This window comes from Methylobacterium sp. J-059 (genome assembly GCF_022829485.1).
Lineage (GTDB): Bacteria > Pseudomonadota > Alphaproteobacteria > Rhizobiales > Beijerinckiaceae > Methylobacterium.
Genome location: NZ_JAKSYA010000069.1, coordinates 86,026 through 112,606, shown reverse-complemented (window position 1 = coordinate 112,606; position 26,581 = coordinate 86,026). Strand labels below are relative to the sequence as shown.

Here is a 26,581-nt window from a genome sequence, read left to right as displayed (position 1 = left end):
ACGGCGCTGCGCCGTGACGTCAGAACAGGGATCGGCAGTCCTGGTTCCAGAGATAGGATCGTCGCACGTCGGGATCGCTCGGTTTCTGCAATATTACATTCGATACCCACGCGTTTCGTTCGAACGGCACTTGACGAGATAGGCGAGCCCGCAGAGCCATAGCTTTTCCGGAAAAGGAGTGCCGCCTTGGAAGATCAGCTCGAATATCAGCCCAATACCCCCGTCGGTCTCACGGCCGACATCGTCGCGGCCTATGTCTCGGGCAATCATGTCCAGGTGGCCGAGCTGCCGACGCTGATCGCCAACGTGCACGCGATGCTGTCCGAACTTCGCAACGGCAAGCCGGCCGAGCCCGCGGGCCCGGAGAAGCCGACGGCGGCTCAGATCCGCAAGTCGGTCACGCCCGACGCGCTGGTCTCCTTCCTCGACGGCAAGCCCTACAAGACGCTGAAGCGCCATCTGAACGGGAACGGCCTGTCGTTCGAGGAGTACAGGACCCGCTACGGCCTGCCGGCGGACTACCCGTCGACCTCGGCGAACTACTCCGCCACGCGCTCGGCGTTGGCGCGCTCGCTCGGCCTCGGTCAGCAGCGGCGGAAGCAGCCCGCGGCCGCCGCAGCGGTCGAGGCGACCGCCGAGGCTCCGAAGGCGCGCGGACGCAAGCCCAAAGCCGCCGAGTCGCCCAAGGCCGTAGAAGCGTCCCAGGCCGAAGGAGCGCCGACGCCGGCTCCGAAGACGCGTGGCCGCAAAGGCAACGCCAAGACGGTCGCCGAGCCGGCCTGACGCCGTTCGACGCCCCGTCCCGTGGGTGGATCGGGACGGGGCCGGATCGCCCGGCGAGAGCGTGCTACTCCGCCTTGCGGTGCCCGCGCCCGTGCTGCGCCTTGCCGGCGCCGGCCGCGGCTGCAGCCTCCTTCTCGGCCTTCCCGACCGTCGCCGAGCTGGTGGCGGCGTCGCTCGTCGCACCGGCCGGCGCGTTCGAGGCCGCGGATTTCGGCTGCCCCTTGCCCTCCGTCGGCGCCTCCGCCTTGCCGCCTTCGAGAACTTCGGGGTGGCCGGCCCCCGCCTCGGCGCTTCCGGCCCGCTGCACCTCGGCCGCCCGCTCGGCCTGCGCGCTCGTCGTCTCGTGCTGCTGACCGTCGCCGGACCGACCCTTGGCTGGGTTCGACATCATCACATCCTCTCTCGTGGTCACGCGGCAACCGCCCGCATCGATCACGGTTCGGGCGCCGCCGCCGCGTGCGACGAAACGCCGAGCCGCGTCGTCCGCTCTGGACATCGGCCGCCGGCCCAGGGGGGGCGAGCGCGTGCAGGCTGCGACCGTCGCGAGGACGGGCGAGCGGATGGTCCGCACTGGGACCAAGTGGCTGCGGACGAGAGAAGGAGCCGATCGGATCAGCGTTGCGGCATGCGCCTGATCGAGCCGACGTTCTCGGGGGAGAGGTCCGCCTCGAAGGCGCCGTGATGGTGGACGGCGACCTGCCTCGGCTCGGCCGGGGGCATCTTCTCGGACGACGCGTCGCCCTCCGGACGATCCGGCGTGACCGATCCGAGCCGGAAGGAGGGCCGATCCTGCAGGTTCCAGGCCTTGGCCGGCTTCTGGTCTCCGCAGCCCTCGCACACGGAGACCAGCCACGATTGCCACAGGCCGTTGGTCTTCTCCTGCACCGATTCCGCTCGCTCGCGATGGGCCGAAGCGAGAGAGAAGGTATCGAGGTCGCCCTGCTTGCTGGGTTCGGGCAACTTGCGAAGCCGCTCGAGCTTCGTATTCCAGGTTTCGCCCCCGGTCCTGGGGGGAACGTTCGTCGTCACCGTGTCGAGCGTGCTGCGATCCGGCTCGCACCCGATACAGATGTTCCGGATCATGCCGTCCCCGACGTCGCCGGGTGATCTCGATCGGTCCGATACCGAGCCCGCATCACGGCTCGGCTTTTTGGTCTGCCCGACGGCGGTCGTGGTCACCGCCTTCTCGTTGACGGGCGGGATCGCACCGGTCCGGATGTCGCCGGTCTGAGCGGTCGCCGTCGCCGCGGGAAGGATACACAGCACAAGGGTGGATAGGATCATGCGCGTTGCTGTCATGGCTGCCTCCATGACAAGTCAATCTTCTGCGCTGTCGCTGGTTCGAGGCCATTCGGCAGCGAAAAACAGAAACTATTTCTTCCGTTCCGATCGGCTCTCCAGAATGTCCACGAACGGCTTCGAGATCACGTGCCGGCCCGCCGCATCGTAGATCTCGACCGTCCAGGCCGACCAATCGCGCCGCGCGCTGCCGAGCATCAGGTCGATCGCGACCCGCTCGGCGTGGAGGCGCATGAGCGCCCAGGTCGGCAGCCGCCTGCCCTGGAGATCGGCCACGAGGTCGAAGCCGTTCGTGCAGTGGAAACGGTAAAGCGGTGTCGGCATTGGCCTTCTACCCCGCCCTCCACAGCATTTCACCGTTCCGTGGCCCACCGTGCTCGCCATGGTTGAACCGTCGGCCCGCTTGCTACTTGTTCCTTGTATGTTCTTGGACAACTCGGAACCGCGATGCACCCCCAGCCCCACCAACCGCCTGTGGAGATCCGGCTCACCGAGGCCGAGACGATCGCGCTGGCCTACCGGAGGGCCGCCCGCGGCGATGCCTGGATCGCGCTGGTGCAGGTGGTCGAGGACGCGCTCGCAGACCTGGCCGAGGCCGAGCGCCGGTCGCTGCGGCGGGACCGGCTGGTCTCGCGCGGCTACGTCCGCGGGCAGCTCTGACGGAGCGCGGCCACGGCCATCGCGGGCGCCGGATCATCAGGCGGCCGTGGGCGGGCCGGACGGCACGTCTCGGCCGTGCGGGCTTTCCTTCGCCCCGCGATGAGGCCGACGGCGATCCCTTCTCCCGCCCGCTGGCGATCGATCGGCGGCTTTCTCGGGAGCACGGTCGGCGTACGCGAGCCGACACCCGCGCACCGTGCGGCGCGGCCGAGGGTCGCTCCGCGCCGGGCGATCGGAACGGCCGTTTCGACCCGGGGTTTGCTCCCCACGTCCCGAGGCTGCGGCGCAGGCTTCGCGCCGGCCGACCGATTGGAGCACCCATGTCGAACAAGCACCCGAAGACCGATACGCCGACCGATGCCGACCTGAAGGGCAATCCGGGGATCGGCCAGTCCCGAGGCCTGACGGGTCACGACATCGAGGACATCGAGGCGGACTCGACGGTGGAGGGCGACACGGCCAACGAGACGAAGCTCGACGGCGGGATCGATCCGAACCACCAGGGCCGGACCAACAAGTAAGGGTCTTGCGTTCGCGGGGCGCAACCCGTGCGCCCCGCCCCTGACCGCCCGCGCATCCGCGCCGATTTTCCGGCCGGCAGCATGGGCGATGGCACGATCGGCATGGGCCGATCCGCGCCCGATCCGCGAGCGGGGGCGCACCGGTCCATGACCACGCTGCCGAGAGCGATCCGTAGCCTCCGCCGCGGCCCAAGCCGGCACCCAAGCCGACCGGGAACGAGACGGTCCCGACAAGGTGGTGTTCGGGGATGTCGATCGGGCAGGGGGAGCTTGGCTCGCCCGCGTTCTGCCCATGCGAAAAAGCGCGCCCGGGGGACAACGCCCTACCGGTCGATCTCAGTGCTCATCGGAAGCGTGGATTGATGGTGCTGCGAGGGGGGATCGAACCCACGACCTCCTCATTACCAATGAGGTGCTCTACCACTGAGCTACCGCAGCAACGGCGATCCGGGGCCCGCGAGGGGGCGTCTCCGTCCGACCGAGAGGGGCTTTAAGGGATCGACGGCGGCTTGGCAATCGCGCTTGGCGGTCCCGAGGGCGCAATCGACCGGGTGGATCACGTTTTGGGGCGGCCGTCGCGCTTCAGCGCCGCGCGGATGATCGCGGCCAAGCCCGGCTCGGTCACCGCCTCGGCGGCGTCCGCGGGGGTGAACCAGCGCTGCTCGCGCTGGTGCTGCTCCGGCCAGGTCTTGCGGTGCTTGCGCACCTCGAGCGGAAACACCTTCACCTGGCACAGCACCGCGTCGCGGTTCTTCAGGCGCTTCTGGTAGAGGTAGAAGCCGAGCGGCCGCTTGCCGATCTGGCCGATCACGCCGGCCTCCTCGTAGGCCTCGCGGGCCGCCGCCTCGAAGGGCTTGCGCCCCTTCATCGGCCACCCCTTCGGGATCACCCAGCGCCGGCTCTCGCGGGAGGTGACGAGGAGCACGCTGTAGCTGCCGTCGGGCTCGCGCCGGAACGGCAGCGCGCCGACCTGCGGCCGCGCCTCGCGCTCGTCGTCGAGCGGCATCGTCGTCATGCGCGTCGGCGCCATGCGGGCGCTCCGATGCGGTTCCAGCGCTCCGAGGCGTGCGGCCCGATCGCGGAGGGAACGATGCGGTGTGCTGGGCCGGAACGGAACTGGAACAGTGGTGGGGCCTCTCGGAGGAAAAGTTATCCGGCAAATAATCGATCGGACCTGCCCTGGGAAGCGGGCGTACCGCCGATTGCAGCCGTCTTCACCACCAAAGGTTGGTCGTTTCGTGGGTCAAACGCACCGGAGCGCAGAACGGTGCCGCGCGTCGGAGCCTACCACAGGATGTATCTTGCCGTGGCGATATGGCCGTTCGATGAAGCCCGACGCCATGCCCGTGTCGCACCCGCCGGCCGCCCGGCGGGGCCGGGCGGCGCGGGAACGATCAGCCGAAGCGACGGGCCTTGGCCTCGGCGTCCTCGCGTGCCGTTGCGGGCGAACCGGTTGCAGGCGGACCGGCGGGACGCGGCTGCGGCAGCACCACGGGGCTCGCAGCGCCGGCCGGCATCGGCCCGGGTTCGGCGACGGCAGGCTTGTCGGCCTCGGCCGGCGCCCGCGCAACGCTCGCCGGCGTGATGCCGGCCGGGATGGTGGTCGTCGGCTTGGGCCCGGCGGCGGGAGCGGGCGCCATCGTGCTCGCGGCCGCAGGCGCGGCGGCGTGGGGCGCCGCGAGGGCGACCGTGTCGGTGTCCGGCGCCGGCGTCTCGAACGGCTCCTGGCCGGCGAGCAGGTTCGGCGGCGCCTGCCAGACGAAGGCGTCGATGCGGCCGGAGACCGGCGAGATCGGCTCCCAGGTCGGCGAGGCGACGCCGTCGGCGATCCAGACGGGATCGCGCGGGGCATGCGCGGCGCGGGCGAGCCATTCGCGGGCGCGGCCCGAGCCGGCGCCGTGCTCGGTCTCCTCGATCCGCGCCATCATCAGGCAGGTGCGCACGCTCGGGCCGTCGTCGAGCAGGGGCCGGATCGCCTCGCGGGCCTTTTCGAAGTCGCGGGCGTCGAACGCGGCCTGCGCCAGGGCGAGGCGCGCCTCGGGGGCCCAGGACGAGAGCTTGGTCAGCGTCTCGGCCCGCGCCAGGCGGTCCCGCACGGAATCGCCGGTGCGCAGGTTGAGGTAGACCTTGGCGAGGTCGGGGTGCGGGTTGGCCTTCCACGCGGCCTCGACGATCTTGGCCGCCTTCTTCAGATCGCCGCGGCGGGCGAGCAGGCGCCCGGCGATGCTGGCGGCGGGAACGAGATCGGGCGCGAGCTTGACCGCCTGGAGCGCGCGCTCGGTCGCCGCCTCCGGCTCGCCGGCCTCGCGCACCTGCGCCATCGCGGTGAGCAGGACGGCACGCTGGCGCCGCGCCTCCGCCTTGTCGATCAGCCCGAGGGAGCCGCGGCGCTCGACGATCTCGAGCGCGCCGCCCCAGTCGCCGTCGGCGCATTGCGCCTCCAGCACGGCGTCGTTCGCCCAGGTGACGCTGGGGGCGAGGCGTGCGGCCTCCGCCGCGTAGGCGCGGGCGGAGACGTCGTCCTCGCGTCGGCGCGCTTCGACGAACAGGCCGCGCAGGCCGAGCACCCGCGTCTCGGGGTCGTTGACCATGCGCTGGAACGCGCTCTCGGCCGCCTGCCGATCGCCGGAGATCTGCGCCGCCTGAGCCTTGAGCAGCAGGGTCAGCGGTTCCGCGCCGAGCAGGCGCTCGGCGTCGCCCGCATGGCGGCGGGCGGCGAGGGGATCGCCCGACCCGACCGCGACCATGCCGCGCGACAGGGCTGTGAAGCCCTTGGCCCGGCGGCGCTCGCGCGAGCCGTTCACCAGGGTGTCCGGCAGGGTGATGATGCCGCGGACCACGGCCCAGACGAGGCCGAGCGCGATCGCCGCGATGCCGACGCCGATGAGGGCGATGGCGAGGCTCGTGGCCACCTCGTAGCCGTTCCACACGATGGTGACCGACCCGGGTCGGTCGGCGATCCACACCGCCCCGAAGGCGGCGACGGCAAGCAGGGCCAGGAAGGCGAGAGCGCGCCACATGAGGTCGGGTACTCCTGTCAGCCGCGAGGACGGCGTCGCGTCGCGACGAGGATGTGGGCGGGGGCGATGGCCGCCCCCGCAGGATGGCGTGTCTCTGCGATCACCTCTGGGGGGCAATCACGGCTTGGGGGTCGGCGCGGTCGTCGGCAGGCCCTTGAACGCGTCGGAGAGCAGCGCCTGGGCCGCCTGGGCCGCCTGGGCCCGCGCCTTCAGCGTCGCGCCGAAATCGCCGGCCTGCGCCTTCAGATCCTGCGGCATCGCCTCGTAGGCCTGCGACGCCTCGATCAGCGCGCCGCGGTCGAGGGCCGCCTGCACCTTCGCCGTCGAATCGCTGGCGGCAGCCTCCTCGGCGGCCGGCGGCGCATCGACCTTGCGGACCTGCACGATCGAGTCCGCGATGCTGAGGAAGCGGCTCTTGAGGTCGCCGTTGGCGGCGACCTCCTTGGCGGCGGCGGCCTTGCGCGCGGCGGCGACCTTGTCGGCGATCGGGCGGAACGCGGCGGCGAGCTGGTCCGCGGTCGGCGCGCCCTTGTCGGCGAACGGCGCCAGGGCGTCGACGCGGCTCGCGTCGCCGGTCTCGAGCTTGCGCAGGGTCGCCAGCGGCTCGGCATAGGGGACGCCGGCCTCCAGCGCGGCGGCGATCCGGTCGGCGGTGACGACCTTCAACGCGGCCTGGACGGTGCTGGCCTCGGCCCGAAGCGCCACCGCCTTGTCGAGGGTGGCGATCTTGTCGGCCTGATCCTGCAGGCGCCGGTCCAGGGCCTTGGTCGCCGACTCGGCCGTGCTCCTGCCGGCCTCGGCCGCCTCGCGGCTCGCCTGCGTCGCCGTCTGCACCGCCTCGGTCGCGGCCTTCACCCGCTCGTCGAGGGTCTTCTGCAGGGCATCGAGGCGCTGGCCGAGGGCCTGATCGGCCTCGGCGTTCGCCTTGGTGCGCGCCTCGACCTCGCCCTGGAGCGTGGCGAGCTTCGGCGCGAGGTCGACGGCCGGCGCGCGCGCCGCCTTGTCGGGTGCCTTGTCCTCGAGCGCCTTCACACGCCCGTCGAGGGCGGCGATCTGCTTGGGGTCGCCGCCGGCCTGGGCCACCCCGAGGCGGGAATCGCCAGCCTGGTCGCGGCCCGGCTCCTCCTGCAGGGCGGAGACGCGCTGGTCCAGGCTGTCGAGCCGGGCGGCGATGTCGGCCGGAAGAGCGGCCTGGGCGGCCGCCGCCGGGGTCGTGCCCTGGCCCTCGGCGGGCGCGGCCGTCGCGCCGGAGGCACGGTCCAGCGCCTGCCTGGCCGCGGCCTCCGCCGCCTTCACCGCGTCGGGCAGCGGCTTCAGCGTCGCCTCGTTGGCGGCGACGCGCTTGTCGAGGGCGGCGACCGCGTCGCGTGGGCTCAACGATGCCATGCGCTGGTCGAGGCCGGTGAGCTGGCCGGAGATGCGCTGGTCGAGGGCGTTCAGGCGGGCGTCGTCGCCGGCATTGCCGAGGATGCCGGCGCGCTCCACCGCGAAGAGTAGGCCGGCGCCGATCACGCCGCCGAGAAGTCCGGCGGTCGCCACCGAGCCGAAGCCCGGCCCGCGGGCGGCGGGCGCCTCGGCCGGGCCGACCCGCGGCGGGGTGCTGCCGGAGCCCGCCGGCTTGGCGCCGGCCTTGGCGTCGGACGCTGCCTTGCCGTCAGAAGCAGGCTTGGGACCGGACGCCGCCATGCCGGCCGCGACCCCCGCGGCTCCCGCCGCGGCGGCCTTGGCGTCGCCGCGGACGTCGCCCTTGTTCGCCCCGGCGTCCTCGACGCGCTTGGCCTTGAGGTCGATGATCGGTCCATCGGTGAGGGCGCCGGAGGGCCGCGGCCCGCCCGCCGTGGCGCCGCCGGCGGATTTCGGCGGCGCGGCGGCGGTACCGGCCCCGGACCGGCCGAACTCGGGCTTCGCCGGGTCCGGCTTGCCCGGCTCGGCTTTCCCCACCTCCTTCGCCGCGGACGGGCCACCCGGCGCGCTGGCGATCCCGGGCTTGGCCGCCTCTGTCGCGGGCTTGCTCGGGAACGCTGCAGAGGCGGCGCCCGCCCCGCCGGCAGGCCTGGCGTCAAGCTTCGCCGGATCGGCAGGGGGCTGGGCCGGGCGGCCGGGCTCGGCCTTCGTCGGCCCGGCGGTGATCGGAGGATCGGCGCGGCCGGCCTCCGGCTTCGGCGCCTGGGCCGAGGACGACGGAACGGCGGGCTTGGCCGTATCGGGCTTGATGGTATCGGGCTTGGCCGTATCAGACTTGGCCGTATCGGGCTTGCCGGTCTCGGATTTGGCCGGCTCCGACTTGACGTGGACGCCCGGCGGCAGGGTCTCGGGCGGACGGCCCTGCGGCGTCGACACCGTTCCGGGCTTGCCGCCCTGGGTCTGGGGGGCGGTCGAGCTCGGGGCACCGTTCTTCGCGGCACCCGGAGCCTGGGAGCCGGAATTCGGACGGTCGGCGTCGTTGGATGGTGGCTTCACGGCCGTTGTCTCTCCCGTCTCGACGTCCCGGGCGCGGCGGCTGTGCCGCGCGCCCCGATCCTAACGTTCCTCACGACCCGCGCCGGTGCGGGCGGCGCCTACCTATCACCGCCGCTTCCGCCCGGGCGAGACCCGATCTGACGGCGGCGCGGCGATGTCAGGACAGGCCCGCGAGGAGGTCGTCCTCGCGCGGTCGCCCAGCGACGAAATGGGCCGCGACCCCGGCTTGGTCCAGGGCTGCGGCCACGTCGTCCGACAGGCAGTAATGCCTCAACGCGCGGAAAGCTCCGCCGTGTCCGGCCGCTTCCGACAATCGATGCGCCACACGCGCGCTGCGGCGGGAATAGTGCAGGGCGGCGTCGAGCCCTCCGGGGACGGCGGCGAAGGCCGCGAAGACCGGGTCCGGCAGGTGCGCCACCGCCTCGGCCGCGTAGGCGACGTGCGTCGCGATCCGGTAGCCGGCGGCCGTCAGCCGGGCGGCGGGTTCCGCCTTGCGCTCCGCGCCGGCCACGTGGAGCAGGGATGCCCCCGGCGCGACGGATCCCTGCACGATCGCTGCGAGCGCGGCGGCGTCGCCCGTCCCCGCCGTCACCGCGCCGAGCCGCGCTTCGGCGAGCGCCGCCGTCCGCGGGCCGACGGCGAAGACCGGGATTCCGCGCAGGGTGGCCGCCTCGGTCGTCGCGAGCAGCGCGTCGAGGGCGTTCGCGCTGGTGAGGATCAGCCCGTCGAACGGGCCCGGCGGCAGGGCTGCGCCGGTGGGGCGCACCACCAGCACCGGCGCCACCAGGGGCAGGTGGCCGAGCGCCGCCAGGCGTTCGCCGGTGCGTGCGGCGCCGGGCTCCGGCCGCGCCACCCAGACCCGCACGGCCTCACCCCTCCAGGGTGAGGCGGATGCCGTGATCGGCGGTGGCGCCGGGCGCCAGCAGGCGCTGCGCGTCGCGCTCGGCGAGCTCGCCCGAGAATCCGGCCCAGTCGGCATGCCCGGTCCAGGCTTCGAGCGACAGGAACGGCGCGGTCGGCTTCGTCCACACGGCGAGGTGCGGAAAATCCTCGACCGCCATCCGGATCGCCCGCCCGCCCGGCCCGGTGAAGCGCATCGTGCGGCTCAGCGCGTCGCGGAACACCAGAGCCTCGGTAAAGAGCGCCGGATCGAGGGGCAGGACGTTGCCCTCGAGGCGGATCGGGCGCTCCTCGCGCAGCAGCAGGCCGCCGGGGCCGACCTCGGGGACGCTGGCGCGCTCGGCCCGCTCGAACGCGACCGCGTAGCCGCCGCCGGCCCCGCGCGTCCCGCCCGCGAACGGCCAGGGGAAGGCCGGGTGGAAGCCGAGCCCGTAGGGCAGGGCGGTCTCGCCCGGATTGTGGACCGCGATGGCGAAGTCGAGCCCGGCGGGGCGCACCCGCGCGGTGATGTCGAGGCGGAAGCGGAAGGGATAGTGCGCCAGCGTCTCGGCCGTTTCGGTCAGGCGCAGGGTGACGGCCTCGTCCGTCCGCTCCACCACCGCGAAGGGCAGGTCTCGGGCGAAGCCGTGCTGCGCCATCGGATAGGTCCGGCCGTCGACCCGGACCATCCCGCCGGCGGAGGCGCCGACCACCGGGAAGAGCCAGGGCGCGTGCCGGTTCCAGTGCTCGGGATCGCCGCTCCAGAGGTATTCGGTGCCGCCCACCCGCCACGACACCGGCTCGGCGCCGGCGAGCGTCAGGGTCGCGGTGGTGCCGTCGGCGGCCTTCAGGTGGATCGGATCGGGCATGGGGCATCGGCTCCGGATCGGGGTGGGTTCGTCGGCGCCCGGCTCACGCGGCCGCCCCGACATGCTGCGTCACCGCGTGAAGCGGGCCCGACGCCACGAGGCGGCCGCCGTCGAGCACGTGGACCGTGTCGGCGGCTTCCAGGCTGGTGAGGCGGTGGGCGATCATGATCAGCGTGCGCTGGCCGGCGAGCGCGTCGAGCGCGGCCATCACCGCGCCCTCGGTCTCGCCGTCCAGCGCCGAGGTCGCCTCGTCGAACACGATCACGTCGGGGTCGTGGTAGAGCGCGCGGGCGATGCCGATGCGCTGGCGCTGGCCGCCGGAGAGGCGCGCGCCGCGCTCGCCGACGCGGGCGTCGTAGCCCTCGGGCAGGGCGGCGACGAAGTCGTGCGCGCCGGCGAGCCGCGCCGCCCGCTCCACCGCCGCGCGGTCGACCGGCTCGAGGCCCAGCGCGATGTTCTCGGCCACCGTCCCGTCCACGAGGAACACGTCCTGCGGGACGTAGCCGATCCGGTTCTGCCAGGCCGGCAGGGCCTGTGAATCCAAGGGCGTGCCGTCGACGGTGATGCGGCCGGCATCCGGCGTCAGGATGCCGAGGATCAGGCCGACCAGGGTCGACTTGCCCGAGCCGGTGCGCCCGACGAGGCCGACGGTGGTGTTGGCCCGGATCGTCAGGCTCACGTCCGCGAGCGCCGCCCGCCCGGGCGCGTAGGCGAAGCCGACCCGCTCCAGGCGGATCGCGTCGCGGAACGGCAGCCGTGCGTCGGTCCGCGGCGAACTCTCGCTCTCGCCGTCGAGGTCGTCGACGATCACCCGCACCGCCGGCAGGTAGAAGCGCAGCAGAGCCAGCGAGTTGAAGATGTTCTGGAAGGCCGGCAGCATCCGGTATCCGGCGAAGGCGAACAGCCCGAGCAGCGGCAGGATGCCGGCGGTGTCGAGCCCCTGGGCGAGGGCGAACAGCACCACCACGATGACGCCGCCGAAGGCCAGGGCCTCGATGACGAAGCGCGGCATCTGCCCCGTCAGCAGGCTCTCGGCGGTGGCCTTGGCATAGGCGCGGGCGGGGGCGTCGAATTTGCCGGCGAAGGCGTCCGCCCGGCCGTAGAGCTTGAGTTCGGTGAGCGCGCCCAGGGTCTCCTGCACCACGCGGTAGCGCTGCGCGTTGTCGGCGACCGAGCGGGCGCCGAGCGAGGCGAGGCGCGCGCGCATCACCAGGTAGATGCCGACGTAGAGCCCGCCGAAGCCGCCGCCGAGGATCAGCGCCAGGCGCGGCGCGTAGACCAGCAGGAAGCCGATCACCGCGAGGGCCGAGATCGCGCGGGAGGCGACGACGGTGGCCGGCGTCAGCACGCCGACGACCAGGCGGTCGGTCTCCGAGAGCACGTTCTTGGCAAGCTCCGCGCTGTTGCCCTGGGTGAAGAACAGCTTTTCGCGGGCGAGGTAGCGGAACAGCAGCCGCCGGGCGAAGCCGTAGCCGGTGAGATGGGTGAACAGCAGCTGCGCGTAGGTCAGCGCGGCGTTGACCACCGCGGTCACGAGGATCGCGAGCAGCGCCGCCATCCCGGCCGCGATCAGGAAGCTGCGGTCGTCCGACAGCCCGAGCGTGTCGCGGATTTGCGCGAGGTAGGGCAGGCGGGTGGCGGCCGCGGGATCGCCGACCAGCGTCAGGAACGGGATCACCGAGGCGACGCCGACCACCTCGAGCAGCCCTGCGCCGGCCAGCCCCAGGGCGATCAGCGCGAGCCGGCGCCGGTCGCGGGCCCGCATCGCGCGCACGAGATCGATCAGCGTGCGCAACGGGGTGTCCTCGGGATCGGCGGAACGCACCTCTCCTTCTCCCCTTTGCGGGGAAGGGTACCCTGCGGAGCAGGGGGGCAGGGAAAGGCGCCCGGCGCGGTTCTCTCTGTGAAGCGCACGTTCATGTGGGCCGAGCGCATAGAGGCCCGGCGCCGGGCTGTCCACGCGGGCGGGCCGAAGCCCGCCCGCCCGCGATCAATCGACCTTCTTCAGCGAGCCGAGGTCGACGTCGCCGTTCTGGCTGGTGAAGGTCAGCGACTTGGATCCGCCGTCCTGCTGCGAGACGCCGCCGATCTTGTGGTCGCCGCTGTCGTAGGTCGTGGTCTTGCCGTCCTGCTCGATCAGCAGGCGGTGCTTCTCGGGGAAGAAGGCGTACTTCATCCCGTTCTGCGCCCCGCTGGTCGAGGGCTGGCCGAGGTCCTCCGGCCACCAGGGCTCCATGCCCTTCATCGGCTTCATGGGTTCCATGGGCTTCATCGGTTCCATCGGCTTCATCGGTTCCATCTGGGGCGGGCTCCTTGCGGGGGTCTCGCGTGCGGTCCGTCTCTCGCCAAGACGCGGCAGGGCGGGATCGGTTGCATCGCGCCGGGCCCGTCGAGGCGAGGATCGTGCCGCGCCGCCGGATCGGCGGCGCGGCCGACGACCTCAGAACACGCGCTTCTCGCGGATCTGACCGTCGAAGCCGACATGGAGCTGGCGCTCGCGCCCGTCCTGGCCCTTGGCGGCGACCTCGAGGTGGCGCGGGCCGCGGCCGGTGACGCGGACGTCCGAGTAGCCGGCCGCCTGCACCGAGGCGGTCAGCGCCGGCACGTCGGGGTTGGGCCCGAGCCCGACCTTGTCCTTCGCCCAGTCGAGGGTGCCGGGGGGCGGGCCGCCGGCCGGGCCGAGCAGCACGCGGTTGCCGTCGCCGTGGGTCAGCACCGCCGCGTGCAGGAACCCGTTCTCGAAGCGCCCCTGCACGGTGACGGTCTCGCCCTTGGCGACGAGCTTGCCGTCTTCGCCCTGGCGCCCGGTCTCGACCAGTGCCCGCCCGGTGCCGTCCTGCAGCACGAACTTGTTGCCGAAGATCTCGGCGACCTCGCCCTTGGCGGCGATGCCGCCCGACGGCACCAGCGTCGAGATCGCCACCGGGGCGATCGGCGTGGTCGAGGGCGCGCCGTTCTGCGCCAGGGAGAGGCCGACGGCGCCGAGCGCCAGCGGCGCGGCGATCGCCCCGACGACCAGGGTGCGGCGGGGCAGGCGGCGTGCGGGTCTCGATGCGGCTCCCTCGGCGGCGGCCTGGCGAACCTCGGTGGCGGTGCCGTCGATGACCTGTTCGTTGCTCATGATGAAACGTGTCCTGTTCGGTTGGGCCCTTTCGGGTTGACGGCGTTCTAGGAGAGGCCCGCCAATCCACCCTGAACCGCGCGGTTCAGCCCCGGTTAAACCAGCCGGCCTAACCCCCGACGCCCGTTCCCCGAAGGTGCCGAGAACCATGAAAGTCCTGTTGGTCGAGGACGATGCCGCGCTCGGCGCCGAGATCGCGAAGGCCCTGCGCGCGGAAAGCTTCGCCCTCGACCACGCGCGCGACGGCGAGGACGCGCAGCATCTCGGCGAGACCGAGGATTACGACGCGGTCGTGCTCGACCTCGGCCTGCCCAAGCGCGACGGCGTCTCCGTGCTGCAGGCGTGGCGCGCCGCGGGGCGCACGCTCCCGGTGCTGATCCTCACCGCCCGCGACGGCTGGAGCGACAAGGTCGCGGGCTTCAAGGCCGGCGCCGACGACTACCTCGTCAAGCCGTTCCGCACCGAGGAGCTCGTGATCCGCCTGCGGGCGCTGGTGCGCCGCGCCCAGGCCAGCGGCGCGAGCCGGCTCGTCTGCGGACCGCTGAGCTTCGACCCCGGGCTGGGCGCCTTCGAGCGCGACGGCCTGCCCCTGAAGCTCACCGGGCTCGAATGGCGGGTGCTGTCCTGCCTGATGCTGCGCAAGGACGCGGTGGTGCCCCGCCTGCAACTGATCGAGCGGGTCTATGACGGCGACGCCGACGTCGACTCGAACTCGGTCGAGGTCATCATCACCCGCCTGCGCCGCAAGATCGCGCCGGCCCAGATCGAGGCGGTGCGCGGCCACGGCTGGCGCCTGCACGCGGACGCCGCCTGATGGCGCACGCATCCCGGCTGGACCGCGCACCGCGCACGGGATCGCTGGCGCGCCGCCTGCTCGCGGCCGCCTTCGTCCTCGTCACCGTCGCGCTGGTCGTGGCGGGCATCGCGATCGGCTTCATCCTCCACCGTTTCGTGCGGGGGCAGATCGACGGCCGGCTCGACGCGCAGATCGTGGCGATCCGCTCCGGGCTGGAGCAGGGCCCCGACGGTCCGCGCCTCGCCCGCGACTTCGACGCGCCGCCCTTCGACCGCGCGGGCTCGGGCTGGGCCTGGCAGGTGCGGCGCGGCGGGACGCGCCTGCGCTCCGCCTCGCTCGGCAGCGACGTGCTGCCCGTGCCGGCCGGCCCCCGTCCCGACGACGGGTCGGAGCGGCCGCAGCCCGCCGACGCGACCGATGCGAACGGGCGCGGCCTGATCCTGCGCGTCCTGACGCTGCCGGCGGAGGATGGCGGCGCGCCGACCATCATCGCGGCCTCCGCGCCCGCCGCGGCGTTGCGCGGGCCGCTGCGCGAGGCCCTGACCACGCTGGCGCTGGCGCTCGCGGTGCTCGGCCTCTGCCTGATCGGCGGGGTGCTGGCGCAGGTGCGCCTCGGCCTCGCGCCGCTGCAGCGCCTGCGCGCGGACCTCGCCGAGGTGCGTGCCGGGCGGCGCGAGCGGGTGCCGGTGGCGCAGCCGACGGAGATCCGGCCGCTGGTCGCCGAGCTCAACGCGCTGCTGGACCAGAACGCGGCCAACCTCGAGCGGGCCCGCACCCATGTCGCGAACCTCGCCCACGGCCTCAAGACGCCGCTCGCCACCCTGACCCTGGCGCTCGCCGACCCGGCCCGCGACGCCGACGGCACCTTGAGCGACCTCGTCGGCTCGATGGACCAGCAGGTCCGCCACCACCTGCGCCGGGCGCGCGCCGCGGCGCTGGAAGGCACGGCCCGCGGCCGGATCGACCTCGCGAGCCCTGTCGGGGACCTCGCCGCGACGCTGGGGCGGCTGCATGCGGCCAAGGGCGTGCGGATCCAGGCAAACCTCGCCGAGGGGTTGGCCGTGGGATGCGAGGCGCAGGACCTCGACGAGATGCTCGGGAACCTGATGGACAACGCCTGCCAGTGGTGCCGCGGCGAGGTCCGCGTCTCGGCGGCCCCGGCCGAGGGGGCGGTGGCGATTCGCGTCGAGGACGACGGGCCGGGCCTCGATCCGGCCGAAGCGGCGTCCGTCCTGCGCCGCGGGCAGCGGCTCGACGAGAGCGTGCCGGGCAACGGCTTCGGCCTGTCGATCACCCTGGAGCTGGCCGAGCTCTACGGCGGCGGCCTGACGCTCGACCGGTCCGGCCTCGGCGGCCTGCGCGCGACCCTCGTTCTGCCGGGCTAGAGCCGAACGCGGAAAGCCCTCGACGGCACGAAGCCGGAGGGCTGATTCGGTCTGGATGGGGAGGGAGGAAACGTGGCGCGGGCGACGGGACTCGAACCCGCGACCTCCGGCGTGACAGGCCGGCACTCTAACCAACTGAGCTACGCCCGCACGGCGCATCCGCTCGAAGGCCCGGTGGGCCTCGGCGACGAGCGGGGGTTTATGTGGGGGGGCAGGGAGTGTCAAGCGCGAGCTTGCCACGCGGAGCGCGATTGTCCGCATGGCCCGATCCCGGTGCCGCCGGGCCGGCTCGGACCTTGCCGGGCCTGCGCCGATCTGCCGTGTTGGCGAAGGCCTGACACAGCGCCACCTGTCTGTCTCAAGCCGCGATTGTGCGACGCGCAAACGGCTTGTTTCACCGGGTCGGCTCGACTAAGCCTCGGCCCGCGCGCACTCTGGCATTGGAGCAATTCCATATCGCCGTTCGGTGAAATTCAGGGCGGCGCAGTCCAGCGCGTGAGAGGTGTCGCATGACCGGTCTCCTGGCGGATTACCTGCCGCTCATCGTGTTCCTCGGCGTATCGCTGTTCATCGCGGCGGCTCTCCTTGTGGCCCCGTTCCTGGTGGCCTATTCGAGCCCGGATCCGGAAAAGCTCTCGGCCTACGAGTGCGGCTTCAACGCCTTCGACGACGCCCGCATGAAGTTCGACGTGCGGTTCTACCTCGTCGCCATCCTGTTCATCATCTTCGACCTCGAAGTCGCTTTCCTGTTCCCCTGGGCCATCACGTTCGGGGATCTCGGCTGGTTCGGCATGTGGTCGATGATGGCCTTCCTCGGGGTCCTCACCGTGGGCTTCGTCTACGAGTGGCGCAAGGGCGCCCTCGAATGGGATTAGCCCGCGTCGTCGCCCCGCCCGTCCGCTCCTGAGGCATCCATGGCCTTCACTCCCGAACTGTCCCGCGCCCCGGCGATCGCGCCGCAGGCCAAGGGGCTCGTCGACCCGAACACCGGACGTCCGATCGGCGCGGACGACCCGACCTTTCTGACGATCAGCGCCGAGCTCGCCGACCGCGGGTTCCTGATCACCTCCACCGACGACCTGATCAACTGGGCCCGCACCGGCTCGCTGATGTGGATGACGTTCGGGCTGGCCTGCTGCGCCGTCGAGATGATGCAGATGTCGATGCCGCGCTACGATTGCGAGCGCTTCGGCTTCGCCCCGCGCGGTTCGCCCCGCCAGTCCGACGTGATGATCGTCGCCGGCACGCTGACCAACAAGATGGCCCCGGCGCTGCGCAAGGTCTACGACCAGATGCCGGAGCCGCGCTACGTGATCTCGATGGGGTCCTGCGCCAACGGCGGCGGCTACTACCACTATTCGTATTCGGTGGTGCGCGGCTGCGACCGGGTCGTGCCGGTCGACATCTACGTTCCGGGCTGCCCGCCGACGGCGGAAGCGCTGCTCTACGGCGTGCTGCTCCTGCAGAAGAAGATCCGCCGCACCGGCACGATCGAGCGCTGAGGTGACGCGATGACCAACGGCATCTCGATCCTCGCCCACACCCAGCCGGTCTCCGGCGACGCGGCGCTGCAGGCGCTGTCGGACCACGTCGCCGGGGCGCTCGGCCCGGCGGTGGTCGAGCGCACCATCGCGCTTGGCGAGCTGACGCTGATCGTCCAGGCCTCGGACATCGTCTTCGCGCTGACGTTCCTGCGCGACGATCCGGCCTGCGCCTTCCGGAACTTCATCGACATCTGCGGCGCCGACTATCCGAGCCGCGCCGAGCGCTTCGACGTGGTTTACCACCTGCTCAGCCTGCGCCACAATTGCCGCATCCGGGTCAAGGTGCGCACCGACGAGGTCACGCCGGTCCCTTCCGTGATCGAGGTGTTCCCGGCGGCCAACTGGTACGAGCGCGAGACCTACGACCTCTACGGCATCCTGTTCTCGGGCCACCCGGACCTGCGCCGGCTGCTCACCGATTACGGCTTCGAGGGCCACCCCCTGCGCAAGGACTTCCCGCTCACCGGCTTCGTCGAGGTCCGCTACGACCAGGACGAGGCGCGGGTGGTCTACGAGCCGGTGAAGCTGACCCAGGAATTCCGGAACTTCGACTTCCTGTCGCCGTGGGAGGGCACCGAATACGTGCTTCCCGGCGACGAGAAGAAGACGGCTTGAGGCGGAGGGCTCACCATGACCGAGCATAACATCCGCAACTTCGCGATCAATTTCGGGCCGCAGCATCCGGCGGCGCACGGCGTGCTGCGCCTCGTGCTGGAGCTCGACGGCGAGGTGGTCGAGCGCGTCGATCCGCATATCGGCCTGCTCCATCGCGGCACCGAGAAGCTGATCGAGTACAAGACCTACCTCCAGGTCACGCCGTATTTCGACCGGCTCGACTACGTCTCCCCGATGAACCAGGAGCACGCCTTCTGCCTGGCGATCGAGAAGCTCGCGGGCATCGAGGTTCCGCGGCGGGCCCAGCTCATCCGCACCCTGTTCTGCGAGATCGGCCGGCTGCTCTCCCACCTCCTCAACGTCACGACGCAGGCGATGGATGTCGGCGCGCTGACGCCCCCGCTCTGGGGCTTCGAGGAGCGCGAGAAGCTGATGATCTTCTACGAGCGGGCCTCGGGCGCCCGGCTCCACGCCAACTACTTCCGTCCCGGCGGCGTGCACCAGGACCTGCCGCCCGCGCTGATCGACGACATCGAGGCGTTCTGCGACCCGTTCCTGCAAGTGGTGCAGGACCTCGACGACCTCGTCATGTCCAACCGCATCTTCAAGCAGCGCAACGTCGACATCGGCATCGTCTCGGTGGACGAGGCGATGGCCTGGGGCTTCTCCGGCCCGATGGTGCGCGGCTCCGGCATCCCATGGGACCTGCGCAAGTCGCAGCCCTACGAGTGCTACGAGGAGATGGAGTTCGACATCCCCGTCGGGAAGAACGGCGACACCTACGATCGCCAGGTGATCCGCATGGAGGAGATGCGGGAATCCGTGAAGATCATGCGGCAATGCTGCGTCAAGCTGCGCGAGCCGGCGGGGCAGGGGCCGATCGCCTCGATCGACGGCAAGTTCGCGCCGCCGCCGCGCCGGGAGATGAAGCGCTCGATGGAAGCGCTCATCCACCACTTCAAGCTCTACACGGAAGGGTTCCACGTGCCCGCCGGCGAGGTCTACGCCGCGGTCGAGGCGCCCAAGGGCGAGTTCGGCGTCTACCTCGTCTCCGACGGCACCAACAAGCCGTATCGCTGCAAGATTCGCGCTCCGGGCTTCGCCCACCTCCAGGCGATGGACTGGATGTGCCGCGGGCACCTGCTCGCCGACGTGTCCTGCGTGCTCGGCACGCTCGACATCGTCTTCGGCGAGGTAGACCGGTGAGCTGGAAGGGCCAGAACTGATATGTCGAACCGCAGGCTCGCCCCCGCCGCCGAGCAGCCCGAGAGCTTCGCGTTCACGCCGGAGAACGCGGACTGGGCCAGGGACCAGATCGAGAAGTACCCGGAGGGCCGCCAGGCCTCCGCCGTGATCCCGCTGCTGTGGAAGGCGCAGGAGCAGAACGGCGGCTGGCTGCCGCGCCGCGCGATCGAGGCGGTGGCCGACGAGCTCGGCATGCCGCACATCCGCGTGCTCGAGGTCGCGACCTTCTACACGATGTTCGCGCTGGAGCCGGTGGGCCGGTTCTGGATCCAGCTCTGCGGCACGGTGCCGTGCGATTCCTGCGGCGCGCGCGAGCTGAAGGACATGCTGCACGCCCGCCTCGGCGCGCCGGGGCACGTGTCCGCCGACGGCAACTTCTCCTGGCTGGAGGTCGAGTGCCTCGGTGCCTGCTGCAATGCGCCGATGGTGCAGATCAACCAGGACTACTACGAGGACCTGACGCCCGAGAGCCTCGGCCGGCTGATGGACGACCTCGCCGCCGGCCGTCCGGTCAAGGTCGGCTCGCAGACCGGCCGCGTCTCGTCGGAGCCGCAGGGCGGCGCCGCGACGCTGACCGACGCGACGCTGTTCGACGGGTCGCGCGTCGGCGCCTGGCGCCAGCGCTTCGAGGACAAGAGCAAGGCCGAGGGCGAGGAGGCCCGGGGCAAGGACGAAGCCGCCTCGACCGAGGCGCGCGCGGCGAGCGAGCCGAAGATCGCCAAGCCCGATGCCGGCCGCGCCGTCGAGCGCCCGGCCGCCGACGCCCCGGCCCAGCGCGCCGCGGACGGCGATGCGCCGACCAAGGCCGGCGACAAGGCCGACGCCGACGTCCTGGATTCGCCGGCCAAGGGCGTCGTCGAGGGAGAGCCCGCCGGCGCCGAGGCGGGCGTGCAGTCTGACCTGCCGCGCGACGCGGTGCCGCCGCAGCCGGAAGCCTCGGGCGCGAGCGGGGACGCGCCCGCCGCGGAGCCATCGAAGCCCGACGCGGCGCCGTCCAAGACCGACCCGGCCACCTGAGACACGGAAAGCCAAAGCCATGCTGGCCGATCAGGATCGCATCTTCACCAACCTGTACGGGTTGCACTCGCCGGCCCTCGAGGCCGCGCAGAAGCGCGGCGCGTGGGACGGCACCAAATTCCTTCTCGAGATGGGCCGCGACTGGATCATCGACGAGATGAAGGCCTCGGGCCTGCGCGGCCGCGGCGGCGCCGGCTTCCCGACGGGCCTCAAGTGGTCGTTCATGCCCAAGAAGTCGGACGGGCGGCCGCACTACCTCGTGGTCAACGCCGACGAGTCCGAGCCCGGCACCTGCAAGGACCGGGAGATCATGCGGCACGATCCGCACCTCCTGATCGAGGGCTGCATGCTGGCCTCGTTCGCGATGGCGGCGCATGCTTGCTACATCTACATCCGCGGTGAGTACGTCGCCGAGAAGCACGCGCTGCAGCGGGCGGTCGACGAGGCCTACGCCGCCCGGCTCGTCGGGCAGGACAACGTCCACGGCTACCCGTTCGACATCTACGTCCACCACGGCGCCGGGGCCTACATCTGCGGCGAGGAGACGGCGCTGCTGGAAAGCCTCGAGGGCAAGAAGGGGATGCCGCGCCTCAAGCCGCCGTTCCCGGCCAACATGGGCCTCTACGGCTGCCCGACGACGGTGAACAACGTCGAGTCGATCGCGGTCGCCGGCACGATCCTGCGCCGCGGCGGCGCGTGGTTCGCGGGCTTGGGCGGCAAGAACAACACCGGCACCAAGCTGTTCTGCGTCTCCGGCCACGTCAACAAGCCGTGCAACGTCGAGGAGGAGCTCGGGATCACCTTCCGCGAGCTCATCGACAAGCATTGCGGCGGCATGCGCGGCGGCTGGGACAACCTGCTGTGCTCAATCCCCGGCGGCTCCTCGGTGCCGCTGGTGCCGGCCGAGCAGATCATCGACGCGAAAATGGACTTCGACACCCTGCGCAACCTCGGCTCCGGCCTCGGCACGGCGGCGGTGATCGTGCTCGACCGCTCGACCGACATCGTCCAGGCGATCGCCCGCATCGCGTACTTCTACAAGCACGAGTCCTGCGGGCAGTGCACGCCCTGCCGCGAGGGCACCGGCTGGATGTGGCGGGTGATGCTGCGCATGGCGGAAGGCCGCGCTCAGAAGCGCGAGATCGACATGCTGCTCGACGTCACCAAGCAGATCGAGGGTCACACGATCTGCGCGCTCGGCGACGCGGCGGCCTGGCCGATCCAGGGCCTGATCCGCCATTTCCGCCCCGAGATCGAGAAGCGGATCGACCGCTACAGCGCCAACCCGCATTCCGATGCGGTGCCGATGGCCGCGGAGTGAAGCCGATGACCGACCAGCCCGACAACCTGATGCTCGTGTACCTCCGTCGCATCGATGAGAAGGTCGATCGGCTGAGTGCCGACATGCACGATGTGAAGGTGCGCATGTCCGGCATCGACGAGAATCTGGCCGGCGTCCATCGCCGGATCGACCGTCTCGAACTTCCGGTCGAGCGGATCGAGCGCAGGCTCGATCTCGCCGACACGACGCACTGAGAAGCGCGCATGACCAAAATCCTCGTCGACGGCATCGAGGTCGATGTTCCGGCCGAATTCACCCTGCTGCAGGCCTGCGAGATGGCGGGCGCGGAGATCCCGCGCTTCTGCTTCCACGAGCGGCTGTCGATCGCCGGCAATTGCCGGATGTGCCTGGTCGAGCTGAAGGGCGCGCCCAAGCCGGTGGCCTCCTGCGCCTACGCGGTCAAGGATTGCCGGCCCGGCCCGAACGGCGAGCCGCCGGAGGTCCTCACGCGCTCCGGAACGACGAAGAAGGCGCGCGAGGGGGTGATGGAGTTCCTCCTCATCAACCACCCGCTCGATTGCCCGATCTGCGACCAGGGCGGCCATTGCGATCTGCAGGACCAGGCGATGGCCTACGGCGTCGACTCGACCCGCTACGGCGAGAACAAGCGCGCGGTCGAGGAGAAGTACATCGGCCCGCTGGTGCGGACCGCGATGAACCGCTGCATCCACTGCACCCGCTGCGTCCGCTTCCTCGCCGAGGTCGCCGGCGTGCCGGATCTCGGCGCGATCGGCCGCGGCGAGGACATGGAGATCACGAGCTACCTCGAGGAGGCGATGGGCTCGGAGCTGCAGGGCAACGTCGCCGACCTCTGCCCGGTCGGCGCCCTCGTGCCCAAGCCGCAGAGCTACAACATCCGCCCGTGGGAGCTGTCGAAGACCGAATCGGTCGACGTGATGGACGCGGTCGGCTCGGCGATCCGCGTCGACGCCCGCGGCCGCGAGGTCATGCAGATCGAGCCTCGGGTCAACGAGGACATCAACGAGGAGTGGATCTCGGACAAGACCCGCCACCCCGTCGACGGCCTGCGCGTCCAGCGCCTCGACCGGCCGTACCTGCGCGAGAACGGCCGCCTGCGCCCCGCCTCCTGGGGCGAGGCCTTCGCCGCGATCGCGGCCAGGGTGAAGGGCACCGATCCCAAGCGCATCGGCGCGCTGGTCGGCGATCTCGCCGGGGTCGAGGAGACCTACGCGCTCAAGAGCCTGATGACCGCGCTCGGCGTCGCCAACCGCGATTGCCGCCAGGGCGGCGAGCGGCTCGATCCGGCCTGGGGCCGCGCCGCCTACGTGTTCAACCCGACGATCCCCGGCATCGAGGCGGCGGACGCGATCCTGCTCGTCGGTGCCAACCCGCGGACCGAGGCGTCGCTCCTCAACGTCCGCATCCGCAAGCGCTGGCGGATGGGGCCGCTCGCGGTCGGCCTGATCGGCGAGGCCACCGACCTCACCTATCCCCACACCTATCTCGGCGCCGGCACCGACACGCTGACGGCTTTGGCCAAGGGCGAGCACAGCTTCCTCGAGATCCTGAAGGGCGCCGAGCGTCCGCTGGTGATCGTCGGCGCCGCCGCGCTCGCCGACCCGGCGGTGCTCGCCGCCGCCGCCGCGCTCGCCAAGGACGTCGGCGCCGTCACGCCGGCGTGGAACGGCTTCGGCGTTCTGCACACCGCGGCCGCCCGCGTCGGGGCGCTGGATCTCGGCTTCGTGCCGGGGGAGGGCGGGCTCGACTTCGCCGGCATGATCGCGCCCGGCGCCCTCGACGTGGTGTTCAACCTCGGTGCCGACGAGTGCACGGTCGGGGCCGGCGCCTTCGTGATCTACCAGGGGACCCACGGCGACCGCGGCGCCTCCCGCGCCGACGTGGTGCTGCCGGGCGCCGCCTACACCGAGAAGAGCGCGACCTACGTCAACCTCGAGGGCCGGGTTCAGCAGGCCAACCGCGCCGGCTTCCCGCCGGGCGACGCCCGCGAGGACTGGGCCATCCTGCGCGCGCTCTCGGACGTGCTCGGCCACCGCCTGCCGTTCGATTCGCTGGTGGCCCTGCGCCGGGCGCTCTACGCCGAGCACCCCCACATGGCCGCCATCGGCAGCGTCGAGCCGGGCGACACGGTCGCGGCGGTCGATCGCCTGGCCGGCCTCGGCGGCGAGGTCGCGAAGGCGACCTTCGCCTCGCCGGTGCTCGACTTCTACCTCACCAATCCGATCGCGCGCGCCTCGCGCGTGCTCGCCGAATGTTCGAGCCTCGCCCGCGGGCGCGCCCTCGAAGCCGCCGAGTAAGGGGCCGCCATGACACCTTGGGAAACCGTGGGCCTCGTGCTGCTGCTGGCGCTGAAGAGCTTCCTGCTGCTTGCCTGCCTGCTCGTCTTCATCGCCTACGCGCTGCTTGCCGACCGCAAGATCTGGGCGGCGGTGCAGCTGCGACGCGGGCCGAACGTGGTCGGCCCGTTCGGCCTGTTCCAGTCCTTCGCCGACCTCTTGAAGTTCGTGCTGAAGGAGCCGGTGATTCCCGCCGGCGCCAACAAGGCGCTGTTCCTGCTGGCGCCCCTGGTCTTCGCGACGCTGGCGCTCGCGGCCTGGGCCGTGATCCCGCTCGCGGAGGGCTGGGCGCTGGCCGACCTCAACGTCGGCATGACCTACATCTTCGCGATCTCGTCGCTGGGCGTCTACGGCGTCCTGATGGGCGGCTGGGCCTCGAACTCGAAATACGCCTTCCTCGGTGCGCTGCGCTCGGCGGCGCAGATGATCTCCTACGAGGTCTCGCTCGGCTTCGTGATCATCTGCGTGCTGCTCTGCGCCGGCTCGCTCAACCTGTCGAAGATCGTCATCGCGCAGGACACCTCGCTCGGCATCCTCGGCTGGTACTGGCTGTGGCTGTTCCCGATGTTCGTCGTGTTCTTCATCTCGGCGCTCGCCGAGACCAACCGTCCGCCCTTCGACCTGCCCGAGGCCGAATCGGAGCTCGTCGCCGGCTACATGGTCGAGTACTCCTCGACGCCGTACCTGCTGTTCATGCTCGGCGAGTACGTGGCGATCATGACCATGTGCGCGCTCGGCACGGTGCTGTTCCTCGGCGGCTGGCTCTCGCCGATCCCGTTCGCGCCCTTCACCTGGGTGCCGGGGCTGATCTGGTTCGCGCTCAAGGCCAGCTTCCTGTTCTTCATGATCGCCATGGTGAAGGCCATGGTGCCGCGCTACCGCTACGACCAGCTCATGCGGCTGGGCTGGAAGGTTTTCCTGCCCCTTTCGCTCGCCTCGGTCGTCGTCGTCGCCTTCGTGCTCAAGCTGACCGGCCTCGCTCCAGGTGCATGAGTGACGTCGCGCGTGAGCCTCACCCAGGAATCGGAGATCGCGGCATGAAGCTCGATCAGGTCGCCAAGGGCCTTCTGCTGAAGGAGTTCGTCTCGGGGTTCGTCCTCGCGATGAAGTATTTCTTCAAGCCGAAGGCGACGATCAACTACCCCTTCGAGATGGGCCATCGCGGGCCGCGCTTCCGCGGCGAGCACGCGCTTCGCCGCTACCCGAACGGGGAGGAGCGCTGCATCGCGTGCAAGCTGTGCGAGGCGATCTGCCCGGCGCAGGCGATCACCATCGAGGCCGGCCCGCGCCGCAACGACGGCACGCGCCGCACCACGCGCTACGACATCGACATGGTGAAGTGCATCTACTGCGGCATGTGCCAGGAGGCCTGCCCGGTCGACGCCATCGTCGAGGGGCCGAACTTCGAGTTCTCGGTCGAGACCCGCGAGGAGCTGCTCTACGACAAGGAGAAGCTTCTTCTGAACGGCGACCGCTGGGAGCGCGAGATCGCGCGAAACCTCGCGATGGACGCCCCCTACCGCTGACATCCCCGCCCCGTCGCCGGCGCCGCGGGTTGTGCGGCGCGGGAGCGGGTTCTATAGACGGCCGGCCGGGTCCGGACCGTTTTTGCGGACCGTTTTCTCATGAGGCAGAAGGGGCCGCTCCGGCGGCCGATCCCGACAAGCGCATGACCGCAGCCGCCGCCTTCTTCTACCTGTTCGCGGGCCTCACCATCGCCTCGGGCTTCATGGTGATCGCGTCCCGCAATCCCATCGCCTCGGTGCTGTTCCTGATCCTGGCCTTCGTCAACGCGGCCGGCCTGTTCGTGCTGATGGGCGCCGAGTTCCTGGCGATGATCCTGGTCGTGGTCTACGTCGGCGCGGTCGCGGTGCTGTTCCTGTTCGTCGTGATGATGCTCGACGTGGATTTCGCCCAGCTCCGGCAGGGGTTCCAGCAGTATCTCCCGGTCGGCGCGATGATCGGCGCGGTGTTCCTGATCGAGCTTCTGCTCGTCGTCGGCTCGTGGACGATCGATCCCGGCCTGGTGCAGGCGCCGCTCGGCAACGTGGCGGCGGGCGAGCACACCAGCAACACGGTGATCCTCGGCCGGGTGCTGTACACGGAATACGTCTACTTCTTCCAGATCGCCGGCCTGATCCTGCTCGTCGCGATGATCGGCGCCATCGTGCTGACCCTGCGCGACCGACCCGGCGTCAAGCGGCAGAACATCGCCCTGCAGAACGCGCGGACCCAAGGGGACGCGGTCGAGACCCGGAAGGTGCCCTCGCGCCAGGGCGTCGAGGTCTGATGGCCGCGGCTCGGACGGCTTGGGCGACCCTGAAGACTTGGGCGGAGACAGTACGATGATCGGCCTCAGCCACTACCTCACGGTCGCCGCGATCCTGTTCACGCTCGGCGTGCTGGGGATCTTCATCAACCGCAAGAACGTCATCGTCATCCTGATGTCGATCGAGCTGATCCTGCTCGCGGTCAACATCAACTTCGTCGCGTTCTCGACCTACCTGAACGACATCACCGGCCAGGTCTTCGCCCTGTTCGTGCTGACCGTCGCCGCGGCCGAGGCCGCGATCGGGCTCGCCATCCTCGTGGTGTTCTTCCGCAACCGCGGCTCCATCGCGGTCGAGGACATCAGCATGATGAAGGGCTGAGCGGGGACCCCCGCGACGTCCTTCCGCCAGAAACCCGCTGCCCCGCGAGGCCGGACCGC

The 26,581-nt window shown here is 71.3% G+C and carries 29 protein-coding genes and 2 tRNA genes; 18 read left to right on the top strand and 13 right to left on the bottom strand.

The window, feature by feature from the left end; genetic code table 11:
* Positions 1 to 186 precede the first annotated feature (186 nt).
* On the top strand, positions 187 to 783 hold the full coding sequence (locus MKK55_RS08230; RefSeq protein ID WP_243934139.1) for a MucR family transcriptional regulator: 597 nt from the start codon (positions 187 to 189) through the stop codon (positions 781 to 783).
* A 64-nt stretch (positions 784 to 847) separates the two neighbouring features.
* Here MKK55_RS08230 and MKK55_RS08225 read toward each other — a convergent pair whose 3' ends face one another.
* Together MKK55_RS08225 and MKK55_RS08220 are read right to left on the bottom strand one after the other, a co-directional pair.
* Positions 848 to 1,174 carry a hypothetical protein gene (locus MKK55_RS08225; RefSeq protein WP_243932627.1) on the bottom strand — a complete coding sequence of 109 codons (327 nt, stop codon included), beginning with the start codon at positions 1,172 to 1,174 and terminating at the stop codon, positions 848 to 850.
* Positions 1,175 to 1,395: 221 nt separating this feature from the next.
* Positions 1,396 to 1,743, bottom strand: coding sequence for a hypothetical protein (locus MKK55_RS08220; protein WP_243934138.1), 348 nt, complete (start codon positions 1,741 to 1,743; stop codon positions 1,396 to 1,398).
* On the opposite strand from MKK55_RS08220, the gene MKK55_RS08215 reads away from it, so the two are divergent.
* On the top strand, positions 1,727 to 2,014 hold the full coding sequence (locus MKK55_RS08215) for a hypothetical protein (RefSeq protein ID WP_243934137.1): 288 nt from the start codon (positions 1,727 to 1,729) through the stop codon (positions 2,012 to 2,014). The genes MKK55_RS08220 and MKK55_RS08215 overlap by 17 nt on opposite strands.
* A 140-nt stretch (positions 2,015 to 2,154) precedes the next feature.
* On the opposite strand, the gene MKK55_RS08210 is transcribed toward MKK55_RS08215, so the two are convergent.
* Positions 2,155 to 2,406, bottom strand: coding sequence for a DUF6894 family protein (locus tag MKK55_RS08210; protein WP_147729059.1), 252 nt, complete (start codon positions 2,404 to 2,406; stop codon positions 2,155 to 2,157).
* A 123-nt stretch (positions 2,407 to 2,529) separates the two neighbouring features.
* On the opposite strand from MKK55_RS08210, the gene MKK55_RS08205 reads away from it, so the two are divergent.
* The gene (locus MKK55_RS08205) at positions 2,530 to 2,742 is read left to right on the top strand and encodes a hypothetical protein (protein ID WP_147729058.1); all 213 of its coding nucleotides are present in this window, start codon (positions 2,530 to 2,532) and stop codon (positions 2,740 to 2,742) included.
* A gap of 320 nt (positions 2,743 to 3,062) precedes the next feature.
* Complete coding sequence (locus tag MKK55_RS08200; protein WP_147729057.1) at positions 3,063 to 3,263, top strand: hypothetical protein; 201 nt, start codon at positions 3,063 to 3,065, stop codon at positions 3,261 to 3,263.
* Between the two features lie 363 nt (positions 3,264 to 3,626).
* Here MKK55_RS08200 and MKK55_RS08195 read toward each other — a convergent pair.
* From MKK55_RS08195 to MKK55_RS08155, 9 genes are all read right to left on the bottom strand, one after another.
* Positions 3,627 to 3,701: transfer RNA gene (locus MKK55_RS08195), tRNA-Thr, on the bottom strand.
* A 118-nt stretch (positions 3,702 to 3,819) separates the two neighbouring features.
* Entirely contained in the window at positions 3,820 to 4,278 is a 459-nt protein-coding gene (locus MKK55_RS08190) for an NUDIX hydrolase (RefSeq protein ID WP_147729062.1), read from the bottom strand.
* A 379-nt stretch (positions 4,279 to 4,657) separates the two neighbouring features.
* Complete coding sequence (locus MKK55_RS08185) at positions 4,658 to 6,283, bottom strand: heme biosynthesis protein HemY (RefSeq protein WP_243934136.1); 1,626 nt, start codon at positions 6,281 to 6,283, stop codon at positions 4,658 to 4,660.
* A gap of 117 nt (positions 6,284 to 6,400) precedes the next feature.
* Positions 6,401 to 8,743, bottom strand: a complete 2,343-nt coding sequence (locus MKK55_RS08180; RefSeq protein ID WP_243934135.1) for a translation initiation factor 2 — start codon at positions 8,741 to 8,743, stop codon at positions 6,401 to 6,403.
* 157 nt (positions 8,744 to 8,900) lie between these two features.
* Complete coding sequence (locus tag MKK55_RS08175; protein WP_147844693.1) at positions 8,901 to 9,608, bottom strand: uroporphyrinogen-III synthase; 708 nt, start codon at positions 9,606 to 9,608, stop codon at positions 8,901 to 8,903.
* A 4-nt stretch (positions 9,609 to 9,612) separates the two neighbouring features.
* A complete protein-coding gene (locus tag MKK55_RS08170) occupies positions 9,613 to 10,491 on the bottom strand; it encodes an aldose 1-epimerase family protein (protein ID WP_243934134.1) in 879 nt (292 codons plus the stop codon).
* A 43-nt stretch (positions 10,492 to 10,534) separates the two neighbouring features.
* Positions 10,535 to 12,286: an ABC transporter ATP-binding protein gene (locus MKK55_RS08165; RefSeq protein ID WP_243934154.1), complete on the bottom strand. Its 1,752-nt coding sequence runs from the start codon at positions 12,284 to 12,286 to the stop codon at positions 10,535 to 10,537.
* 195 nt (positions 12,287 to 12,481) lie between these two features.
* Positions 12,482 to 12,754, bottom strand: coding sequence for a hypothetical protein (locus tag MKK55_RS08160; protein WP_313898894.1), 273 nt, complete (start codon positions 12,752 to 12,754; stop codon positions 12,482 to 12,484).
* A gap of 177 nt (positions 12,755 to 12,931) precedes the next feature.
* Positions 12,932 to 13,612, bottom strand: coding sequence for a DNA-binding protein (locus tag MKK55_RS08155; RefSeq protein ID WP_243934133.1), 681 nt, complete (start codon positions 13,610 to 13,612; stop codon positions 12,932 to 12,934).
* A 148-nt stretch (positions 13,613 to 13,760) separates the two neighbouring features.
* Here MKK55_RS08155 and MKK55_RS08150 point away from each other — a divergent pair, with 148 nt between their 5' ends.
* Both MKK55_RS08150 and MKK55_RS08145 read left to right on the top strand, forming a co-directional pair.
* Positions 13,761 to 14,426, top strand: a complete 666-nt coding sequence (locus tag MKK55_RS08150; RefSeq protein WP_147729022.1) for a response regulator transcription factor — start codon at positions 13,761 to 13,763, stop codon at positions 14,424 to 14,426.
* Positions 14,426 to 15,793: a sensor histidine kinase gene (locus tag MKK55_RS08145; RefSeq protein WP_243934131.1), complete on the top strand. Its 1,368-nt coding sequence runs from the start codon at positions 14,426 to 14,428 to the stop codon at positions 15,791 to 15,793. Before MKK55_RS08150 ends, MKK55_RS08145 begins: the two co-directional genes overlap by 1 nt.
* Before the next feature lie 73 nt (positions 15,794 to 15,866).
* Here MKK55_RS08145 and MKK55_RS08140 read toward each other — a convergent pair.
* A tRNA-Asp gene (locus tag MKK55_RS08140) sits at positions 15,867 to 15,943 on the bottom strand.
* 359 nt (positions 15,944 to 16,302) lie between these two features.
* On the opposite strand from MKK55_RS08140, the gene MKK55_RS08135 reads away from it, so the two are divergent.
* From MKK55_RS08135 to nuoK, 12 genes are all read left to right on the top strand, one after another.
* Positions 16,303 to 16,668, top strand: a complete 366-nt coding sequence (locus MKK55_RS08135; RefSeq protein ID WP_147728471.1) for an NADH-quinone oxidoreductase subunit A — start codon at positions 16,303 to 16,305, stop codon at positions 16,666 to 16,668.
* Between the two features lie 39 nt (positions 16,669 to 16,707).
* Positions 16,708 to 17,295 (top strand): NuoB/complex I 20 kDa subunit family protein, encoded by a 588-nt coding sequence (locus MKK55_RS08130; protein ID WP_147728470.1) that lies wholly within the window; start codon positions 16,708 to 16,710, stop codon positions 17,293 to 17,295.
* 9 nt (positions 17,296 to 17,304) lie between these two features.
* Positions 17,305 to 17,952: an NADH-quinone oxidoreductase subunit C gene (locus MKK55_RS08125; RefSeq protein ID WP_147728469.1), complete on the top strand. Its 648-nt coding sequence runs from the start codon at positions 17,305 to 17,307 to the stop codon at positions 17,950 to 17,952.
* 15 nt (positions 17,953 to 17,967) lie between these two features.
* On the top strand, positions 17,968 to 19,158 hold the full coding sequence (locus tag MKK55_RS08120) for an NADH-quinone oxidoreductase subunit D (RefSeq protein WP_147728467.1): 1,191 nt from the start codon (positions 17,968 to 17,970) through the stop codon (positions 19,156 to 19,158).
* A 21-nt stretch (positions 19,159 to 19,179) separates the two neighbouring features.
* Positions 19,180 to 20,214 carry an NADH-quinone oxidoreductase subunit NuoE gene (gene nuoE, locus MKK55_RS08115; protein WP_243934129.1) on the top strand — a complete coding sequence of 345 codons (1,035 nt, stop codon included), beginning with the start codon at positions 19,180 to 19,182 and terminating at the stop codon, positions 20,212 to 20,214.
* A 19-nt stretch (positions 20,215 to 20,233) separates the two neighbouring features.
* Positions 20,234 to 21,535 carry an NADH-quinone oxidoreductase subunit NuoF gene (nuoF, locus tag MKK55_RS08110; RefSeq protein ID WP_243934126.1) on the top strand — a complete coding sequence of 434 codons (1,302 nt, stop codon included), beginning with the start codon at positions 20,234 to 20,236 and terminating at the stop codon, positions 21,533 to 21,535.
* A 5-nt stretch (positions 21,536 to 21,540) separates the two neighbouring features.
* The gene (locus tag MKK55_RS08105) at positions 21,541 to 21,750 is read left to right on the top strand and encodes a hypothetical protein (protein WP_243934124.1); all 210 of its coding nucleotides are present in this window, start codon (positions 21,541 to 21,543) and stop codon (positions 21,748 to 21,750) included.
* A gap of 9 nt (positions 21,751 to 21,759) precedes the next feature.
* Complete coding sequence (gene nuoG / locus MKK55_RS08100; protein ID WP_243934123.1) at positions 21,760 to 23,832, top strand: NADH-quinone oxidoreductase subunit NuoG; 2,073 nt, start codon at positions 21,760 to 21,762, stop codon at positions 23,830 to 23,832.
* Positions 23,833 to 23,841: 9 nt separating this feature from the next.
* Positions 23,842 to 24,864 (top strand): NADH-quinone oxidoreductase subunit NuoH, encoded by a 1,023-nt coding sequence (nuoH, locus tag MKK55_RS08095; RefSeq protein WP_147726109.1) that lies wholly within the window; start codon positions 23,842 to 23,844, stop codon positions 24,862 to 24,864.
* Between the two features lie 44 nt (positions 24,865 to 24,908).
* Entirely contained in the window at positions 24,909 to 25,397 is a 489-nt protein-coding gene (gene nuoI, locus MKK55_RS08090) for an NADH-quinone oxidoreductase subunit NuoI (protein WP_147726108.1), read from the top strand.
* A 143-nt stretch (positions 25,398 to 25,540) separates the two neighbouring features.
* Positions 25,541 to 26,161 carry an NADH-quinone oxidoreductase subunit J gene (locus MKK55_RS08085; RefSeq protein WP_147726107.1) on the top strand — a complete coding sequence of 207 codons (621 nt, stop codon included), beginning with the start codon at positions 25,541 to 25,543 and terminating at the stop codon, positions 26,159 to 26,161.
* A gap of 55 nt (positions 26,162 to 26,216) precedes the next feature.
* The gene (gene nuoK / locus MKK55_RS08080; protein ID WP_147726106.1) at positions 26,217 to 26,522 is read left to right on the top strand and encodes an NADH-quinone oxidoreductase subunit NuoK; all 306 of its coding nucleotides are present in this window, start codon (positions 26,217 to 26,219) and stop codon (positions 26,520 to 26,522) included.
* Positions 26,523 to 26,581: the final 59 nt, after the last annotated feature.

What these genes read in the sequence shown, in the direction of transcription:
- MKK55_RS08155 (WP_243934133.1), bottom strand. Translation starts at nt 13,612, where the DNA reads ATGAGCAACGAACAGGTCATCGACGGCACCGCCACCGAGGTTCGCCAG.
- MKK55_RS08135 (WP_147728471.1), top strand. Translation starts at nt 16,303, where the DNA reads ATGACCGGTCTCCTGGCGGATTACCTGCCGCTCATCGTGTTCCTCGGC.
- MKK55_RS08085 (WP_147726107.1), top strand. Translation starts at nt 25,541, where the DNA reads ATGACCGCAGCCGCCGCCTTCTTCTACCTGTTCGCGGGCCTCACCATC.
- nuoH (WP_147726109.1), top strand. Translation starts at nt 23,842, where the DNA reads ATGACACCTTGGGAAACCGTGGGCCTCGTGCTGCTGCTGGCGCTGAAG.
- MKK55_RS08210 (WP_147729059.1), bottom strand. Translation starts at nt 2,406, where the DNA reads ATGCCGACACCGCTTTACCGTTTCCACTGCACGAACGGCTTCGACCTC.
- MKK55_RS08190 (WP_147729062.1), bottom strand. Translation starts at nt 4,278, where the DNA reads ATGACGACGATGCCGCTCGACGACGAGCGCGAGGCGCGGCCGCAGGTC.
- MKK55_RS08170 (WP_243934134.1), bottom strand. Translation starts at nt 10,491, where the DNA reads ATGCCCGATCCGATCCACCTGAAGGCCGCCGACGGCACCACCGCGACC.
- MKK55_RS08205 (WP_147729058.1), top strand. Translation starts at nt 2,530, where the DNA reads ATGCACCCCCAGCCCCACCAACCGCCTGTGGAGATCCGGCTCACCGAG.
- nuoI (WP_147726108.1), top strand. Translation starts at nt 24,909, where the DNA reads ATGAAGCTCGATCAGGTCGCCAAGGGCCTTCTGCTGAAGGAGTTCGTC.
- MKK55_RS08200 (WP_147729057.1), top strand. Translation starts at nt 3,063, where the DNA reads ATGTCGAACAAGCACCCGAAGACCGATACGCCGACCGATGCCGACCTG.
- MKK55_RS08125 (WP_147728469.1), top strand. Translation starts at nt 17,305, where the DNA reads ATGACCAACGGCATCTCGATCCTCGCCCACACCCAGCCGGTCTCCGGC.
- MKK55_RS08130 (WP_147728470.1), top strand. Translation starts at nt 16,708, where the DNA reads ATGGCCTTCACTCCCGAACTGTCCCGCGCCCCGGCGATCGCGCCGCAG.
- nuoK (WP_147726106.1), top strand. Translation starts at nt 26,217, where the DNA reads ATGATCGGCCTCAGCCACTACCTCACGGTCGCCGCGATCCTGTTCACG.
- nuoE (WP_243934129.1), top strand. Translation starts at nt 19,180, where the DNA reads ATGTCGAACCGCAGGCTCGCCCCCGCCGCCGAGCAGCCCGAGAGCTTC.
- MKK55_RS08225 (WP_243932627.1), bottom strand. Translation starts at nt 1,174, where the DNA reads ATGATGTCGAACCCAGCCAAGGGTCGGTCCGGCGACGGTCAGCAGCAC.
- nuoF (WP_243934126.1), top strand. Translation starts at nt 20,234, where the DNA reads ATGCTGGCCGATCAGGATCGCATCTTCACCAACCTGTACGGGTTGCAC.
- MKK55_RS08120 (WP_147728467.1), top strand. Translation starts at nt 17,968, where the DNA reads ATGACCGAGCATAACATCCGCAACTTCGCGATCAATTTCGGGCCGCAG.
- MKK55_RS08150 (WP_147729022.1), top strand. Translation starts at nt 13,761, where the DNA reads ATGAAAGTCCTGTTGGTCGAGGACGATGCCGCGCTCGGCGCCGAGATC.
- MKK55_RS08160 (WP_313898894.1), bottom strand. Translation starts at nt 12,754, where the DNA reads ATGGAACCCATGAAGCCGATGAAGGGCATGGAGCCCTGGTGGCCGGAG.
- MKK55_RS08145 (WP_243934131.1), top strand. Translation starts at nt 14,426, where the DNA reads ATGGCGCACGCATCCCGGCTGGACCGCGCACCGCGCACGGGATCGCTG.
- nuoG (WP_243934123.1), top strand. Translation starts at nt 21,760, where the DNA reads ATGACCAAAATCCTCGTCGACGGCATCGAGGTCGATGTTCCGGCCGAA.
- MKK55_RS08105 (WP_243934124.1), top strand. Translation starts at nt 21,541, where the DNA reads ATGACCGACCAGCCCGACAACCTGATGCTCGTGTACCTCCGTCGCATC.
- MKK55_RS08185 (WP_243934136.1), bottom strand. Translation starts at nt 6,283, where the DNA reads ATGTGGCGCGCTCTCGCCTTCCTGGCCCTGCTTGCCGTCGCCGCCTTC.